At 59.1% G+C, this 14,942-nt stretch carries 14 protein-coding genes and 1 pseudogene; 6 read left to right on the top strand and 9 right to left on the bottom strand.

The features are described from left to right. Window positions 1-13 precede the first annotated feature (13 nt). Window positions 14-1,030 carry a transcription termination factor NusA gene (nusA, locus tag QP891_RS00760; RefSeq protein ID WP_284769617.1) on the bottom strand — a complete coding sequence of 339 codons (1,017 nt, stop codon included), beginning with the start codon at window positions 1,028-1,030 and terminating at the stop codon, window positions 14-16. Between the two features lie 23 nt (window positions 1,031-1,053). Continuing rightward, the gene (gene rimP / locus QP891_RS00755) at window positions 1,054-1,593 is read right to left on the bottom strand and encodes a ribosome maturation factor RimP (protein WP_284769616.1); all 540 of its coding nucleotides are present in this window, start codon (window positions 1,591-1,593) and stop codon (window positions 1,054-1,056) included. 38 nt (window positions 1,594-1,631) lie between these two features. Between rimP and QP891_RS00750 the strand changes: the two genes are divergently transcribed. Continuing rightward, window positions 1,632-2,480 (top strand): DUF4439 domain-containing protein, encoded by an 849-nt coding sequence (locus QP891_RS00750; RefSeq protein ID WP_284769615.1) that lies wholly within the window; start codon window positions 1,632-1,634, stop codon window positions 2,478-2,480. Between the two features lie 182 nt (window positions 2,481-2,662). Then, entirely contained in the window at window positions 2,663-2,992 is a 330-nt protein-coding gene (locus tag QP891_RS00745; protein WP_410755737.1) for a transglycosylase family protein, read from the top strand. 129 nt (window positions 2,993-3,121) lie between these two features. Here QP891_RS00745 and QP891_RS00740 read toward each other — a convergent pair whose 3' ends face one another. Both QP891_RS00740 and QP891_RS00735 read right to left on the bottom strand, forming a co-directional pair. Then, a complete protein-coding gene (locus QP891_RS00740) occupies window positions 3,122-3,484 on the bottom strand; it encodes a DoxX family protein (RefSeq protein WP_284769613.1) in 363 nt (120 codons plus the stop codon). Between the two features lie 60 nt (window positions 3,485-3,544). Beyond that, window positions 3,545-5,314 carry a proline--tRNA ligase gene (locus QP891_RS00735; RefSeq protein WP_284769801.1) on the bottom strand — a complete coding sequence of 590 codons (1,770 nt, stop codon included), beginning with the start codon at window positions 5,312-5,314 and terminating at the stop codon, window positions 3,545-3,547. 30 nt (window positions 5,315-5,344) lie between these two features. Here QP891_RS00735 and yaaA point away from each other — a divergent pair, with 30 nt between their 5' ends. After that, on the top strand, window positions 5,345-6,067 hold the full coding sequence (yaaA, locus tag QP891_RS00730) for a peroxide stress protein YaaA (protein ID WP_284769612.1): 723 nt from the start codon (window positions 5,345-5,347) through the stop codon (window positions 6,065-6,067). A 22-nt stretch (window positions 6,068-6,089) separates the two neighbouring features. On the opposite strand, the gene QP891_RS00725 is transcribed toward yaaA, so the two are convergent. From QP891_RS00725 to QP891_RS00710, 4 genes are read right to left on the bottom strand one after another with little or no spacing between them, the layout of a single operon-like run. Then, on the bottom strand, window positions 6,090-6,827 hold the full coding sequence (locus QP891_RS00725; RefSeq protein ID WP_284769611.1) for an ABC transporter permease: 738 nt from the start codon (window positions 6,825-6,827) through the stop codon (window positions 6,090-6,092). Window positions 6,828-6,855: 28 nt separating this feature from the next. After that, entirely contained in the window at window positions 6,856-7,755 is a 900-nt protein-coding gene (locus QP891_RS00720) for an ABC transporter ATP-binding protein (RefSeq protein WP_284769610.1), read from the bottom strand. 59 nt (window positions 7,756-7,814) lie between these two features. Beyond that, window positions 7,815-8,576, bottom strand: coding sequence for a response regulator (locus QP891_RS00715; RefSeq protein ID WP_284769609.1), 762 nt, complete (start codon window positions 8,574-8,576; stop codon window positions 7,815-7,817). After that, entirely contained in the window at window positions 8,569-9,750 is a 1,182-nt protein-coding gene (locus QP891_RS00710) for a sensor histidine kinase (RefSeq protein ID WP_284769608.1), read from the bottom strand. The genes QP891_RS00715 and QP891_RS00710 overlap by 8 nt, the downstream gene beginning before the upstream one ends. Window positions 9,751-9,816: 66 nt before the next feature. Between QP891_RS00710 and QP891_RS00705 the strand changes: the two genes are divergently transcribed. Further along, the gene (locus QP891_RS00705; RefSeq protein ID WP_284769607.1) at window positions 9,817-10,641 is read left to right on the top strand and encodes a PhzF family phenazine biosynthesis protein; all 825 of its coding nucleotides are present in this window, start codon (window positions 9,817-9,819) and stop codon (window positions 10,639-10,641) included. 1 nt (window position 10,642) lies between these two features. Further along, window positions 10,643-11,998: a protein adenylyltransferase SelO gene (locus QP891_RS00700; protein ID WP_284769606.1), complete on the top strand. Its 1,356-nt coding sequence runs from the start codon at window positions 10,643-10,645 to the stop codon at window positions 11,996-11,998. Between the two features lie 110 nt (window positions 11,999-12,108). Here the strand turns inward: QP891_RS00700 and mqo are convergent. After that, window positions 12,109-13,525 (bottom strand): annotated as a pseudogene (gene mqo / locus QP891_RS00695) (malate dehydrogenase (quinone)). Between the two features lie 354 nt (window positions 13,526-13,879). On the opposite strand from mqo, the gene QP891_RS00690 reads away from it, so the two are divergent. Then, window positions 13,880-14,917 (top strand): alpha/beta hydrolase, encoded by a 1,038-nt coding sequence (locus tag QP891_RS00690; RefSeq protein WP_284816807.1) that lies wholly within the window; start codon window positions 13,880-13,882, stop codon window positions 14,915-14,917. The last annotated feature ends 25 nt before the right edge of the window (window positions 14,918-14,942 follow it).

Raw genomic sequence — 14,942 nt, 5'->3', positions numbered from 1 at the left:
TATCCGCATTTCCTTAATTCGCGTCCGCGTCTGAATGAATATCGATCTTCCAGCCGGTCAAACGGGCGGCTAGGCGCGCGTTCTGGCCTTCCTTACCAATGGCAAGGGACAGCTGGTAGTCAGGGACGATAACTCTCGCCACCTGCTCTTCGCTATCGAGCACGGTCACCTTGATCACCTTGGAGGGGGCCAAAGCATTGCCCACATATACGGTGGGATCCTCGCTGTAATCAATGATGTCGATCTTTTCCCCACCGAGCTGGCGCATGATGTTATTCACGCGCTGACCGCGCGGGCCAATGCACGCGCCCTTGGCGTTGAGGCCTTTAGCGTGGCCAATAACAGCGACCTTGGAGCGGTGCCCAGCTTCGCGGGCGATGGCGATCATTTCCACGCTGCCATCCGCAACTTCCGGAACTTCCAGTTCAAAAAGCCCGCGCACTAGCTCCGGATGGGTCCGGGACAAGTTGATTTGCACATTGGCGCCATTGCGGTTTACCCCCACCACATAAGCCTTGATGCGGTCACCGTGCTGCAGCTTCTCTCCGGGGATTTGTTCTGCGGGAAGCAAGATTCCGTCCTGCGATTCCAACTCGGAACCGAGCTGGACCACAACGATGCCGCGGGCATTGGCACGCGCATCGCGCTGGACGATGCCACTGACAACGCGCCCGCTAAGCTCCGAATAGGAATCAAAAGTGCGCTCGGCTTCGGCCTCGCGCAGCTTGCGCAAGATGGCTTCGCGCACGGCGCGTGCACCCACGCGGCCAAAGTTATCCGGGGTGTCATCGTACTCGCTGGTTACCTCCCCGGTTTCGGAGTCGCGCTCGGTAACGATGACACTGACGGCACCGGTGGTGGTGTCGATGTCTACTCGGGACTTGGTGCCTTCGGCCTTGCTCTCCGCGGTGGATTCGCGGTAATCCAGGTAGGAATACAACAAGGCACTTGCAATCGACTCCAACAGGTCATTGACGGGGACCTGCCGTTCGGATTCGATGGTACGAAGTGCCTCAAGATCAATATTCACTTGTCTATCCTCTCGATTGCCGGTTAACTCTCGGCTTCTGCAAATGGCTGGTGCACGGCGTCTAACTCACGCTGTGATGGCTGTGCAAACTCAATTTCTACCACTGCGTGGGCAATGTTTTCCAATCGCTCCACTTCTGTATGCACCTCGTTTTTTTCAGAGGTGATAAGGACAACGGCATCTTCGTCCGCGTTGAGCGCGCCGATGCGCGCGGTGTGGCTCGTGTCGTCGCCGCGGTTAAAAGTCACCTTCCGCCCCTTGTTGCGGCGCCAGTGACGCGGTGCGGTCAGCGGCAAATCCACACCGGGGGTAGAGACCTCCAATGTATATCCGGCGCCAAAATTCAGCTCGCCCGCCGCCTCTTTTTCATCGAAGAAGGCTGAAATATCGTCGGAGACTTCCTCCAATACGTCAGAGCTGGGCCGCCTATCGCCATCGATGCGGATGATGACCTGTGATTTCTTTCCCGCCTTGGTGGTTTTAATATCCTCCACGTCCAGCCCGCGGGCTTCTAGGCGAGGTTGGAGCAAATCAGTTAATTGTTGTGCATCTGGGAAAGCCATGCCCACTAGCCTACGTCCTTCGAGGTACAGTCTTTTGGGTGAACCGCCGACGTATTGCTTTAACCTGTGTAGCCTCGACTGCCGCGCTGCCCGCCCTCGCGGGCTGTTCCGCAGTCGATTCCGTCGTCGACTATTTTGGCCCGCGCCCAGAAGACGCGCTCGAGCGCCTCGCCGTGGCCGCCGCGAGCGATAGCCTCGCCCTCCAGGGCGTCGATGATGCGGCCGCGGATATGCGCAGCTCGCAGGCCGATGCGCTGTATGAGGAGATTGCGCGCCTCTGCGGCACCGATGACCAAGGAAACGTCCCACACAGCTGTGAGGTGGAACGCCCGACGCAGGCACCACCTGCCACAGATTCCTCCCAGCTGCTAGAAGAAGCCGCCTCTGCCACAACGGAAGCCGCCGATGAGGTCAGTTCTGAGTCGCGGCCCATAGTCACGCAACAGGCCATCACGCTTAATGCCTGGCTGCCTGGCGATGCCCCCGATATTCCCACGCTCTCCCAGCCACACCGCGAGAGCGCGGCTGCTTTGTTGCAGTGGGAATACGAGCAGATCTTCGGCCTGGATTTCGCTCGGGCTTATAGCGATCCTGCTGCCGAGGGGCGCATCGATAAGCTCTTAAGCCTCCATCACCGCCGCATCGACCAACTGCAAGAGGCGCTTAGCCAGAATGGCGAGGCTCCCCAGCCGGAGCCTGCCTATTCTTCCGGCGCAGCCACGCTTCCCAGCGATGCGGACTCCGCTGCAGCCTTCCTCGATACCTTGGTTGAACTAGACGCAGACAAGTGGCACGCGGCTGCGGTGGCTGCCGCACAACAAGAAAGCCCAAACCAGGAGTGGCTGAACTGGTTAATCGGCATCGCCGCCGAAGCCAAGGCCGCATAGCTTCGAGTATTGACCCACCGTGTCTACCTGAATATTCACTGTTCGGCGGGCAGAGAAAAGTCAGCGAGTTATAGGCCGATATTCATTGATAATTCGTTCGGCCCTTACGTAATTTGGTGGATTACGTGCTTGGTGGAGATACCACAAGCCCCAAAAACACAATGAGAAGGAGTGCTTTCTCAATGCGTACGAAGAAGACTTTGCTCACTATGGCCGCAGCTACGTTGGGCATCGCGGGCATTGCCGCCCCTGCCGCCAACGCCGCCCCGGAAAGCGCGTGGGACCAGGTCGCCGCGTGCGAGTCCGGCGGTGACTGGCACATCAACACCGGCAATGGCTACCACGGCGGTCTGCAGTTCTCGCAGCAAACCTGGGCCGGTAGCGGCGGCACCCAGTACGCGCCTACCGCTGATCAAGCCACCAAGCAACAGCAGATCGAAATCGCTGAAAACGTTCTTGCCACCCAGGGTGCTGGCGCATGGCCTAATTGCGGCGGCCCCGTGGCTGGCTAATCGGCTTCCTCCCACAGCGGTAGCGTGATGCCGCCGCGAGCGCGGCATCACGCAGACAACCGACTCCCCCCCGGTATTCTTCTCGGACCCTATTGCCCGGGAAAACAGGGGAGTCGGTTCTTTTTGGTTTTATGCCCTACCCTGCGCAATCTTCCATGCGTAGCGAATCAACGGAATCTGCAGCGGCAGCCGAATGATGTGATAAAGCTTCTTCGGCCATCCTGCGTCGCGCTCGATCCAGGCGTGGTACATATTCGCCGGCCACACGGCAAGAAATAGCGCCGCGGCTGACGCGCCGCCGGATTCGCGGGTGGCGCGATCGGTAAGCAAACAGCCCGTAGCTATTTCCCAGGCGCCGGAGGCAAAGTTATACAACCGCGGCGAGCCCGGCAGCTGCGGCGGCACAATGGATTCGAAATTCTTCGCGCGTAGGAAATGCAACGCTCCCATGGTGATAAGAGCCGTGGGAAGCACCTTCTTATTAAGTCTCATGCTTCCCCACGATACCTTGCCGCTGCTTATGAGCGCTGGGCCTTGGCGCGGTGCTTTGAGCTAAGCCCGCACCAACTCGAGGAGTTTATCCACGATTTTCTCCGCTGGGACCTCCAGCGTTTCCTGCCCGCGGATGCGCAGCTCGATGATGCCATCTTTGAAGGCGCGTCCCAAGATGGCCACAAACGGCATGCCGAGCAGCTCTGCATCCTTGAACTTCACGCCTGGAGAGACCTTAGGGCGGTCATCGAAAAGCACCTCAAGGCCCGCCTGGGACAGCTCTTCTACTAGCTTATCGCCGGCCTCCATGGCCGCTGCATCCTTATTCGCCACCGCCACGTGCACCTGGTACGGCGCCACCGCAACCGGCCAATTCAGGCCCTTATCATCGTGGCGCTGCTCTGCCAGCACGGCCAGCATGCGGGAGATGCCGATACCATAAGAGCCCATTGTGGGAATAGCGCGCTTCCCGTTTTCATCAAGAATCTGCACGTCAAAAGCCTCGGTGTACTTCCGGCCCAACTGGAAGATGTGGCCCAGCTCGATGCCGCGCTGCAAAGCCAAGGTGCCCTGGTTATCTGGTGCGGGATCGCCCTCTTTAACCTCGGCCGCTTCCACAAACTCATCGACGTGGAAATCGCGGCCTGCCACGCAGCCCACGACGTAGCAGCTTTGTGCATCGGCGCCGGTGATCCAGGAAGATCCCTTGACCACGCGGGGATCGGCAAAGACCTTCACGCCATTGGAATTCAGCACGCGAGGGCCCACAAAGCCCTGCTCCAAGAAATCGTATTGCGCGTAAATCTTATCGCTTGCCAGGCTGAACTCTGCCGGTTCCAAGGCCGCTTCAAGGCGCTTGGGATCTAGTTCGCGGTCGCCCGGAATCAGCACGGCCGCCAGTTCCTTCTTCTCTTCAGAATCCTCTAGCGCCGGGTGGGTTACCTCCACCATGACGCACTTGAGGATATCTGTGGCCCGAGCCTCATGGCCGTCGACCGCAATGTCCTCGGTCTTCGCCCAGTGCACAAGCGCTTCAATGGTGGCGGCATCCGGGGTCCGGTATTCCTTTGCCGCCGGCTGGCCCGCGATGTCCTTTTCTGGGGGCGCTTGGGTCACGACCGCCTCTACATTGGCTGCATAATCGCCCTCGGTAGAGCGAACAAAAAGGTCTTCGCCCACCTCAGAAACTGCCAAGAACTCCTCGGAGGCGGATCCGCCCATCGCCCCAGAAGTGGCCTTACAAATAGCGTAATCGATTTCCAAGCGGTCAAAAACATTTTGATACGCCTTGCGGTGGCGGGCGTAGGAGGAATCGAGGCCCTCATCGTTCATATCGAAGGAGTAGGAATCCTTCATCACGAACTCGCGCCCGCGCAGCACCCCGGCGCGGGGACGTTCCTCATCGCGGTACTTGGTTTGAATTTGATACAGCGTGACTGGGAAATCCTTGTACGAGGAGTACATGTCCTTAACGGCATTGGCAAACATTTCCTCGTGCGTGGGGCCAAGCAGCAAGTCCGCGTTCTTGCGGTCCTGCAGCCGGAATAGGTTGGGACCGTATTCCACCCAACGGTTGGTCTTTTCATAGGGCTCGCGCGGTAGCAGCGCCGGGAACAGCATCTCTTGCCCGCCTATGGCGTCCATTTCTTGGCGTACTACGTCTTCAATCTTGCGCAGGGTGCGCAGCCCCAACGGCAGCCAGGTATAAATGCCCGGCGCGACGCGGCGCACATAACCGGCACGCACCAGCAGCTTGTGGCTGGGGACCTCGGCATCGGCTGGGTCCTCACGAAGGGTGCGGAGAAATAGTTCAGAAAGGCGGGTAATCATGGTCAAAATATACATCGCTACCCTATCTATATGCTCATTGTCCTCCCTCCTTCAGAAACCAAGGCTCATGGCGGCACGGGAAAGCCGCTTGATTTTGCCAACCTATCTTTTCCCGAACTAAGCGATACCCGGCGCGAAATCGCTGCTGAGCTGCAGTCTCTTCCCATCGATGAGGCGATGGTTGTGCTTAAGCTCTCGGAGAAGCTACGCAGTGAGGCTGAATCGAACAATCAGCTATTTACCACCCCCACCATGCCGGCACTCGAGCGCTATACTGGCGTGCTTTTTGATGCACTTTCTGCATCCACCCTTCCCTCATGGCAACGCCTTGCTATTGGCGATGCCCTCTTCGGGCTCCTGCGCGCGGACGACCCTATCCCCCATTACCGCTTATCGGGCGGTACCAAGCTGGGCGGTCGCACCATGAAGTCTTATTGGGGCAAGCAGGTAACGCAGGCGTTAGAAAACATCGATGAGCTGGTTGTGGATCTGCGCTCGGGCACCTACCAGCAACTGGGCCGGCTGCCTTCGGCCGTGACGGTGCGGGTAGAAAGCGTGCAGCCGGATGGCTCGCGCAAAGTGGTCAGCCACTTTAATAAGCACTATAAAGGCCTGTTGGCCCGGGAGCTGGCGCTTTCGCCTGCCGATGCCTTCAGCGCCGCCGATGTCGCCGCTATTGCGCGCGCTGCCGGCATGACGGTAGAAGAACCACCGCACGGCTCAAGGGAGCTTACCCTCGTCGTATCCCCATAAGGTGTGAGTGCCCGCGGGGAGCCTAGACCACGGCGCGGCGTCGCTGGACGGCCGCGGCCCCGCCGAGGACCGCTACCACCATGGCCAAGACGATGACTCCGGATGCCCATTGCGGGGCCATGAGCCCGAAGGTGTCTTGGCCTTGAAAGAAGGTGCGCAGGTTGGCATCGGGAAAAATCTGCAGGATGATTTTGGCCCAGCCCATGTCCATCGAGGTCAGCACGCTTTCGATGACGAAGTATTCGATAATGAGCAGCATGGCCGCAAAGGTGCCGCTGCGCAGGATATAAGCCAGGCTGGTGGCCAGCAGGGTATAGACGATGTATTCCATAAAGGTAAACAGAAACACGGCGTTATCCGGGTAGTGCACGAAGCTGGAGAAGTCATACGAGCTGCCGAGCGCAGCGTTAAACAACATTCCGAGGACGCCGGCCAGGCCCGCGGCGGCGACGTTGGCCACGGTGATGACGAGGATTTGGCTCGAAAGCACCTGCAGGCGCCGATTGGTAGATAGGTAGCTCCAGGCTACGGTGCCTTTTTGTAGGTCTCCGCCGACTAGCGTGGCCGAGGAAAAGATCATGATGACCACGGCAAAGATGGCGCCGATGGCTAGATCGGAGGATTGGAGGGCGCTGTCGTCAGTGCGGAGAGCTCCCATCAGCACGTTGGCGGCTGTTAGCCCAACGGTGATGATAGCGAGGTAGACCCACGTAGAGCGCAGGGAAAATATCTTGCGGGATTCGGAAACGATGGTACTCATGGCTCGTCATCTGCCTTTCTTAAGCGAGTTATGCGGAGCGGTAATCCAGGTGATCTGCGGTAGCGCCAAGGAAGGCGTCTTCTAAGGAGGGGTGCTTGACCTCAAGGCTGCTGATGCGGATGCGGTGGTCAAAGCACAATTGGCCGACCTCGTCGCGGTCCAAGCCAGTAATGCGCAACACTTCCCCATCAAAGGAAGTTTCCGCCTGCGAATCGTGCAGCAAGCGGGCCAACTTTTCTGGTTGATCTACCACAGCCTCCACGGTGGTAGCACCGGAGGCATTGACGAATTCTTCTACCGTTCCTTCGCCAACGAGCTTGCCTTTGCCTATGACCACTAGGCGGTCCGCCGTCAGCTGCATTTCTGACAACATGTGGGAAGAAACAAGCACGGAGCATCCCCCAGCGGCGAATTCCCGGATGCGGTCGCGCATCCAGTGAACGCCCTCGGGGTCGAGGCCGTTGACAGGTTCATCGAGAAGCAAGTGCTTAGGTTCTCCCATCATGGCGCAGGCAAGTCCGAGGCGCTGCTTCATGCCAAGCGAATAACCCCCGATGCGCTTTTTCGCGACCTTCCCAAGCCCGACGCGCTCCAAGGTGTCATCGACGTGTTCCATCGATACTCCCTGCAGTGCCGCCATATAGCCCAGGTGCGCGCGGGCACTGCGGCCGGGGTGGAACCAATTGGCATCAAGCAAGGTGCCCACCGTGGAGGCGGGATCGGGTAGTTCGCGGAACGGTGTTCCATCGAATGTAGCGGTGCCGGAGGTGGGATTTTCTAGCCCCACGCACATGCGCATCGTGGTGGATTTGCCGGAGCCATTGGGTCCTAGGAACCCGGTGACTTGGCCATCGGGAACCTCAAAGGAGAGGTTGTCTACTGCTGTAAAGGAACCGTACTTCTTGGAAAGCTGTGTGACTGTGAGCATGGTTTTATCGTGTCGTTTTCCCGGCGCGATGTAACCATCCTCGAGGCGGATTTAGCCGTTCATCCCTGGGGATGAGAAAGCAGCTCTTCCACGGTGACCACCCCATGGGTATAGGCATACAGCACGGCCTGGACGCGGTCGCGGGACCCGGTCTTGGTCAGCACGTGGCGCACGTGGGTCTTGACCGTTGCCATGGAGACAAATTCCTCTTCAGAGATTTCGGTATTCGAATACCCCAGCGCCATAAGCCTTAAAATATCCATCTCGCGCGGGGTAAGTTCCGCGGACGGCGGAGCCGTCGCGGTGGTGGCGCCTGGCTGTGCATCCGCAGCGGTGTGCGCAGCCGAGTGCGCCTTCCTGCTGTCCCCACCCTCCTCGCTGCGGACTTGTTGGAGCACCTGAGCGGTAATACGCGGTGAGAGCACGGCCTCGCCTGAGTGCACGGTGCGAATGGCTGAGAGCAGCTCCTCGGGTTCGACGTCTTTGAGCAAGAATCCGGATGCCCCGGCAGAGATTGCGCCGTGGACAAAGTTGTGATCATCAAAGGTGGTCAGCATGATGACCTTGGTATCTGGGAATTCAGGGAGCACTTCCTCCGTGGCCGCAATGCCATTGACCCGCGCCATCTGCACGTCCATGAGGATGATATCGACGGGCTCTTGCCGCGCCAGGTCCAGTACCTCATCGCCGTCGGAGGCCTGCCAGACCACGCTCATATCCTCCTGCGAGCCAATCAGCATGGCGAACCCGGCGCGCAGGAGCGGTTGGTCATCGACAAGCGCAATGCGAATGGGCTCAGGTTCCTGTTCCGGATTAGACATGCGGTACCTCCACGGTGATTGCAAACGTTTCATCCTCGGCCTTGGTGGACACACTGCCACCATAGGCCTTCACACGCTCTTTGATCCCGATGAGCCCATAGCCGGGACTGTGGTCCTCGTCCGGCTGCGCCATGGGGTTGTGCCCCTCGATAACAAGCGCCGACTTATCGCTGCGAAAGCGCAGAGTTCCCCTGTTCTGGCTGGAGTATTTGAGCATATTCGTCAGTATCTCCTGCACGATGCGGTAGATGGTGAATTGATAAAGCTCGTCGCTATCGGCGGGTAACTTTTCCATGCCGTAAACGGTGATATCGAAGCCAGCGCGCCGGGCCTCTGAAAATAGGCCTGCGATGTCTGAGGTGCCTGGGGCTTTGGTTTCCCCGCGCGCGTCTTCTTCGCGCAAGACGGATAGCAGGCTACGCATCTGTTTTAGGGATTCGCGGGAGGTGGAGGCGATGGTATCGAGCGCCTCCGTGGCTACCTTGGGGTCTTTTGCGGCGGCGAACCGGGCGCCATCGGCAAGCGCAATGACCCCGGCGAGGTTATGGGCGACGATATCGTGCATCTCGCGGGCGATGCGGTTGCGCTCCACGGCGCCGGCCATCTCCGCGCGCTCGATGAGCAGCTGTTGGCCCTCCCGGCGCTTCCGGTTATTGGTGCCGAGCAAGTAGAAAAAGCCGAGGACCGGCCAGCCGAGCAAGACCGTGCCGGCATAGGCAAGCAGCGGGCTCATGGTCGCATCGCCCAAGCCGATATCGCTGCCCGCGAAGACCTTTTCACCAAACAGGCTTGCGGTGGTTCCCGCCAGGGAGCCCAGGGCAATCCATGCAAGCCAGATATAGCGCAAGCGCTTGCGCGAGTGCGTGCCAATGAGAAAAGCCGTGTAGGCGAAAATCGGGGCGTGGAAGTTCGCCAGGGAGGCCAAGGGCGTAAAAATGCACAACGTCATGGTGCCGGCGATGAAGAAAATGGACTTTTCTTGCAGCTTGGGATGCAGCCACAGCGCGAGCGGAATGCCGACGGTGTACAAGACCGCCACGATGGCCTGAAAGGGTGAATCGGTGTGCAAAAAGTTCGCGGCGTTGGGCAAAAGCACGCCGAAGAACACAGGGATGAGGATTCGCCACGGCGGGCCAATCCAGTCGCGCAGACGATCCGGCCAAAGCTTAGACATAAGGGCAAGGCTAACGCAGAAACTAACTCGCCGGCCTCATCCTCAGGGCTGACTAGACTGGCTGGCATGCAACTCCAGTTCTTTGAAGTCGATGTCTTTGCCACCTCGGCGTTTTCCGGTAACCCGCTCGCCGTCGTGGCCCATGCCGATGGGCTCTCGACGCAACAGATGCAGGCCATCGCGCACTGGACCAATTTTTCTGAAACCACGTTTTTGCTCGAGCCCACCGAACCCGCGGCGGACTATCGCGTGCGCATTTTTACCCCGCACGAGGAGTTTGATTTCGCCGGCCACCCCACCTTGGGTAGCGCCGCCGTCTGGCGGGCTCTCGGCAATGAACCTCAGAAGGAAGGCACTATAGTGCAGGAATGCGGGGTGGGGTTAGTCTCCGTGCGCGAGAACGCGGGTATTAATTCTTTTGCCACCCCGCCCCTGCGCGCGGGCGGGCCATTAAGCAGTGCCGAACTGGCAGAGGCCTGCGCGGGATTGAATATCGCAGAAGCAGATGTCATCGATTCCGCCTGGGTGGATAATGGGCCCGGCTGGCGGCTTATACAGCTGCGCGATGCCGCGGCCGTGCGCGCGGTTCAGCCCGCCGCCACTCGCCCCAAGGTGGGCGTGGTGGGAATGCGTGATAGCGCCGCAGACGCGGGCTCCGCTGCCTATGAAGTGCGCGCGTTTACCGCAGAATTCGAGGATCCCGTCACCGGCTCTTTCAACGGCGGGGCCGCGCAATTCATGCGCTCGCGCGGGCTGGTTCCCGCCCGCTACACCGCCTGCCAGGGCAGCCAGCTGGGAAGAAACGGCGAGGTCTTTATCCACGATGACGGCACCGATATTTGGGTCGGTGGCCGCGTCCACATCCGCGTGCAAGGACAATTGGAGGTCTAAAATGCACCTACACCACGACTATGCCGATCACCTGCCGGAATTTGTGGCGGCAACCCACGGCGAAGAACAACCGGATCCTAAGCTCGTAGTCCTCAATGAAGAGCTGGCAGTGCAGCTGGGCTTGGATACTGACTGGCTGCGCTCTGCAGACGGCCTGGATTTCCTTTTAGGCCGCGACGGCGGGCATGCCATGGCCTATTCCGGCTTCCAATTCGGTTCCTTCAACCCACAGATGGGCGATGGCCGGGCCATGCTCTTGGGCGAGGTGGAAAAAGACGGAAAACTGTGGGATCTCCACGCCAAGGGCACGGGGCTTACCCCCTATTCCCGCCTGGGTGCTGATGGCCGCGGCACCCTTTCATCCATGCTGCGCGAATACCTGATTTCTGAGGCCATGCACGCCCTCGGCGTACCCACCACCCGCTCGCTTGCTGTGATTTCTACCGGCCGTCCCATCCAGCGCGGCCACGTGCAGCCGGCTGGCGTCCTGGTCCGCGTGGCGGCAAGCCATATCCGGGTCGGAACTTTTCACTATGCCGCGCAGTCTGGCCACCTCCAAGACCTCGCGGACTATGCCATAGCGCGCCACTACCCTGGGGCAGATTATCGGGAGTTTTTTCAAGGCGTCATGGACCGCCAGATTGCCACCGTGTCTTCGTGGATGCGCTTCGGCTTTATCCACGGGGTGATGAATACGGATAACACCACCATCTCCGGCGAAACCATTGATTACGGCCCGTGTGCCTTTATGGAGTCCTACTCGCCCGATACGGTATTTTCCAGCATTGACCAGCAGGGACGCTATGCCTTTGGCAATCAACCAGCTATCCTGGGCTGGAACCTCGCCCGGCTCGCGGAATCGCTGGTGCCGCTTTTCGATGCCGATATCAATGCCGGGGTCGACTTCGCGCAAGAGACCATCAATGGGTTCCAGGAGAAATTCGCCACCCAGCGCCGCAGCGATATAGCCGCAGCCCTCGATACCTCTACCGAGGTAGCCTCGGCCTACCTTGCCGCCATGCAGCTATCCCGCCCGGATATTACGCTGGCGCACCGCGCGCTTGCCGATGCCGCCCGCGGCCACACCCTTCCTGCCCGAGAGCTCTTCTCAGATTCAGACTTCCTAGATAGCTACCTAGCCACTCACCCCGCCCCGGATGCCGTGGATGCTGCCATGCCCCGGGTCATTCCCCGCAACATGGCCGTCGAAGCCGCGCTGCGCGCCGCCGAGGCAGGCGATATGCAGCCCTTTACTGAGCTTCTCCACGCCGTGACCCACCCGTGGGAGCCGCATCCGTCCTACGAACAGCCCGACCCGAATGGGCTTGCAGGTTTTCTCACCTACTGCGGTACCTAATATGCTGTCAACCCCAGATTTCGGGGTTGCGCAGCACAAAGCCCTCCGTGCAGTAGGTTCTGCACGGAGGGCAGGGGCCAGGAATTAGCCCAAAGCCGAAGGGTGGGCGTTTAGCGCTCCAGCTTCAGCGTCTTCTGGGTGTATTCCCACATCTCGTTGTAGAAGTCCTCATCATTGGCCAGCTTCATGCCGTAGGACGGGACCATCTCGCGAATCTTATCGCTCCAGTCAATCATGCGCTCGCCAAAGCAACGCTCCAGCAGCTCCAGCATGACGGCTGGGGCAATGGAAGCACCCGGGGAGGCCGGCAATATTGCCTTCCTGGTTATTGACCAGTGCGGTACCGAACTCGAGGGAGCCAAAGCGCGGTGCACCAGCAGGCTTGATGACCTGTACGCGCTGGCCGGCTATCACGGTCTCCCAGTCGCTTTCCTTCGCATTCGGGACGTATTCGCGGAGGGAATCAACGCGGTCGGAGAAGTCCTTGCGGACCTCATCGATGAGGTACTTGGTCAGGCCGAATTCCTGTACCGCAACACCCAGGTAGGAGGTGATATTATCCGGGCGGATGGACTTGAAGAGATCCAGGTAGGAGCCCTTCTTCAAGAACTTCGGACTCCAGCCGCCGTACGGGCCAAACAGCAGGCCCTTCTCGCCGTCGATAACGCGGGTATCCAGGTGCGGCACGGACATCGGAGGAGCACCGACTGCTGCCTTACCGTAAACCTTGGCCTGGTGCTGCTCAATAAGCTCCGGGTTCTTGGCGCGCAGCCACAGACCGGAAATGGGGAATCCGGCGTAGCCAGCTACTTCTTTCACCTTTGCCTTGCGGAGCAGATCCAGGGCGTAGCCGCCGGCACCGACGAAGACGAACTTCGCCTTCACCACGGTGATATCGCCGGTGTGCTTGTTCTTGGAATAGACCTTCCAATCATTTCCGTCGCGGTCAATATCGAAGACCTCGTGGCCGTAACGGATCTCCGTACCAGATGCGCGCGCAGCGGTCAGGAATTGCTTGGCCAGGGCACCGAAGTTCACATCGGTTCCGACTTCGGTCCAAGAGATAGCGACCTTATTGGAAAAGTCGCGGCCGTCTGCCATGAGCGGCAGCTTCTCCGCGAAGGTGGATTCGTCATCAGAGAACTGCATGCCGGGGAACATGTGCTTTTCACTCAGCACCTCGTAGCGGCGCTTCAGGTAGTCCGCCTGGATTTCACCTTGAGCGAAGGACACGTGTGGGACTGGGTTGATGAACTCGCTAGGTTCAGTCAGGATGCCGTTGTTGAGCTGGTGGGACCAGAACTGGCGCGACTTCTGGAACTTCTCGTTGGTGGCAATGGCCTTAGAGATATCAATGCGGCCGTTCTTCTCTGGCGTGTAGTTGAGCTCACACAGAGCAGAGTGACCGGTACCGGCGTTATTCCACGGAGAGGAGGATTCCAGGGCGGGGCCATCAAGGCGCTCAAAGATCATCTGGGTCCAGCTCGGCTCCAGCTCGCGGAGCATAGCGCCCAGGGTGGCGCTCATGATGCCGGCACCGACCAGTGCGACATCAACCTCATCTACAACTTGTGCTGTCTTCTTTGCTGAGGACACTGTGTTATAACCTCTTCGGATTGAAAATTTATATACATCGGCGCATTCTGCACCATATATTTTAAGCGCTTTGCGCCCCACACCGCGACTGTTTTGCACAGACAACCTGCCGATGTGTCACGCATTAACGCCTTACCTTACGCTTTTCTCCACTCGATTGGTTTTTCTCCCCCACCCTGGCCGCCACATTATGGGACGCCATGTAATACACTTCACATTGAGTGGAAATAATCGCAGGTCACGCAGCTACCGTAGCGAACCCCTAGAATTGACTAGACTCGTGTCATGGCTACAGCAACTCCGTCATGGGGGCCCGATATCCTCGGCCCCGATTTTCAATCAGCCACCCTCGACCTTGGCCCCGATCCCGATGGCGAGGGGGACGTTGTCACCACCCTCGTCCATTACGCACCAGGATCAAGCGAAGGCTCCGGGTCAGCGGGCTCTGCCGATTCTTCATCGCCTTCCCGCCCGGCCCTGGTGTGGCTGCACGGGATGACTGACTACTTCTTTCACTCACACGTTGCAGAACACTTTGCGGCGCAAGGCTATGATTTTTATGCGGTCGATCTGCGCAAATGCGGCCGCTCGCATAGGCCTGGCCAGTCCTGGCACTACGTTTCAGATTTGTCCTTATACAACGCGGATCTTTCCGCGGCCCTCGATGCCATTGCGAATGACAAGGTAATCGTTATGGCCCACTCCACCGGTGGCCTGATTGCGCCGCTATGGATCGACTTTTTACGCCGCCATGATCCGGAGCGGTTCTCCCGCCTTAAGGGGCTGATTCTCAATAGCCCTTGGCTCGACATGATGGGCGTTCCCGGTTGGGCAGTCTCCGCGCTGAAACCTGTCATATATTCCACCGCCAAAATCGCACCCAAGACCGCCTTGTTTGGGGGCAACCTCACTGCCTACGGCGAATCGGTGCACAGTGATTACTACGGCGAGTGGGACTATGACCTCAGCATGAAACCCCTAGCCGGGCATAAAAAATATATCGGATGGTTGGCCGCCGTGTTCCACGGTTTCGATGCCCTTCACAGCGGCCGTATTAACACCGGAGTCCCCGTATTGACGCTGCAATCTACCCGCTCCCTATTGGGAACTCCGTACTGCGATGCGGTCAATCATGCGGATTGCATCATCGATGTCGCCCAGACCCGGCGGTGGGCAAAAGAGCTCGACGCGCACTACACGCTGCATTCCATCGAAGGCGCGCGCCACGATGTCTTTTTATCCCTCCCCCACCCCCTAGAAGAGGCCTTCGCAGCGTGCGATGCGTGGCTTCCCACCATCGTGGAAGCCCCTACACCAGCATAAATACCCGAATTGGACACATGAATTA

Origin of the sequence: Corynebacterium sp. MSK310, assembly GCF_030227355.1 — a bacterium.
Taxonomy (GTDB): Bacteria; Actinomycetota; Actinomycetes; order Mycobacteriales; family Mycobacteriaceae; genus Corynebacterium; species Corynebacterium rhinophilum.
The sequence above is the reverse complement of the archived record's forward strand: the minus strand, read 5'-3'. Positions and strand labels throughout refer to the sequence as shown.

Bases quoted from the DNA above. Each gene is read 5' to 3' on its own strand.
- yaaA (WP_284769612.1), top strand. From the start codon at position 5,345: ATGCTCATTGTCCTCCCTCCTTCAGAAACCAAGGCTCATGGCGGCACG.
- QP891_RS00710 (WP_284769608.1), bottom strand. From the start codon at position 9,750: ATGTCTAAGCTTTGGCCGGATCGTCTGCGCGACTGGATTGGCCCGCCG.
- QP891_RS00745 (WP_410755737.1), top strand. From the start codon at position 2,663: ATGCGTACGAAGAAGACTTTGCTCACTATGGCCGCAGCTACGTTGGGC.
- QP891_RS00690 (WP_284816807.1), top strand. From the start codon at position 13,880: ATGGCTACAGCAACTCCGTCATGGGGGCCCGATATCCTCGGCCCCGAT.
- QP891_RS00720 (WP_284769610.1), bottom strand. From the start codon at position 7,755: ATGCTCACAGTCACACAGCTTTCCAAGAAGTACGGTTCCTTTACAGCA.
- QP891_RS00740 (WP_284769613.1), bottom strand. From the start codon at position 3,484: ATGAGACTTAATAAGAAGGTGCTTCCCACGGCTCTTATCACCATGGGA.
- QP891_RS00715 (WP_284769609.1), bottom strand. From the start codon at position 8,576: ATGTCTAATCCGGAACAGGAACCTGAGCCCATTCGCATTGCGCTTGTC.
- QP891_RS00705 (WP_284769607.1), top strand. From the start codon at position 9,817: ATGCAACTCCAGTTCTTTGAAGTCGATGTCTTTGCCACCTCGGCGTTT.
- QP891_RS00700 (WP_284769606.1), top strand. From the start codon at position 10,643: ATGCACCTACACCACGACTATGCCGATCACCTGCCGGAATTTGTGGCG.
- rimP (WP_284769616.1), bottom strand. From the start codon at position 1,593: ATGGCTTTCCCAGATGCACAACAATTAACTGATTTGCTCCAACCTCGC.
- QP891_RS00725 (WP_284769611.1), bottom strand. From the start codon at position 6,827: ATGAGTACCATCGTTTCCGAATCCCGCAAGATATTTTCCCTGCGCTCT.
- QP891_RS00735 (WP_284769801.1), bottom strand. From the start codon at position 5,314: ATGATTACCCGCCTTTCTGAACTATTTCTCCGCACCCTTCGTGAGGAC.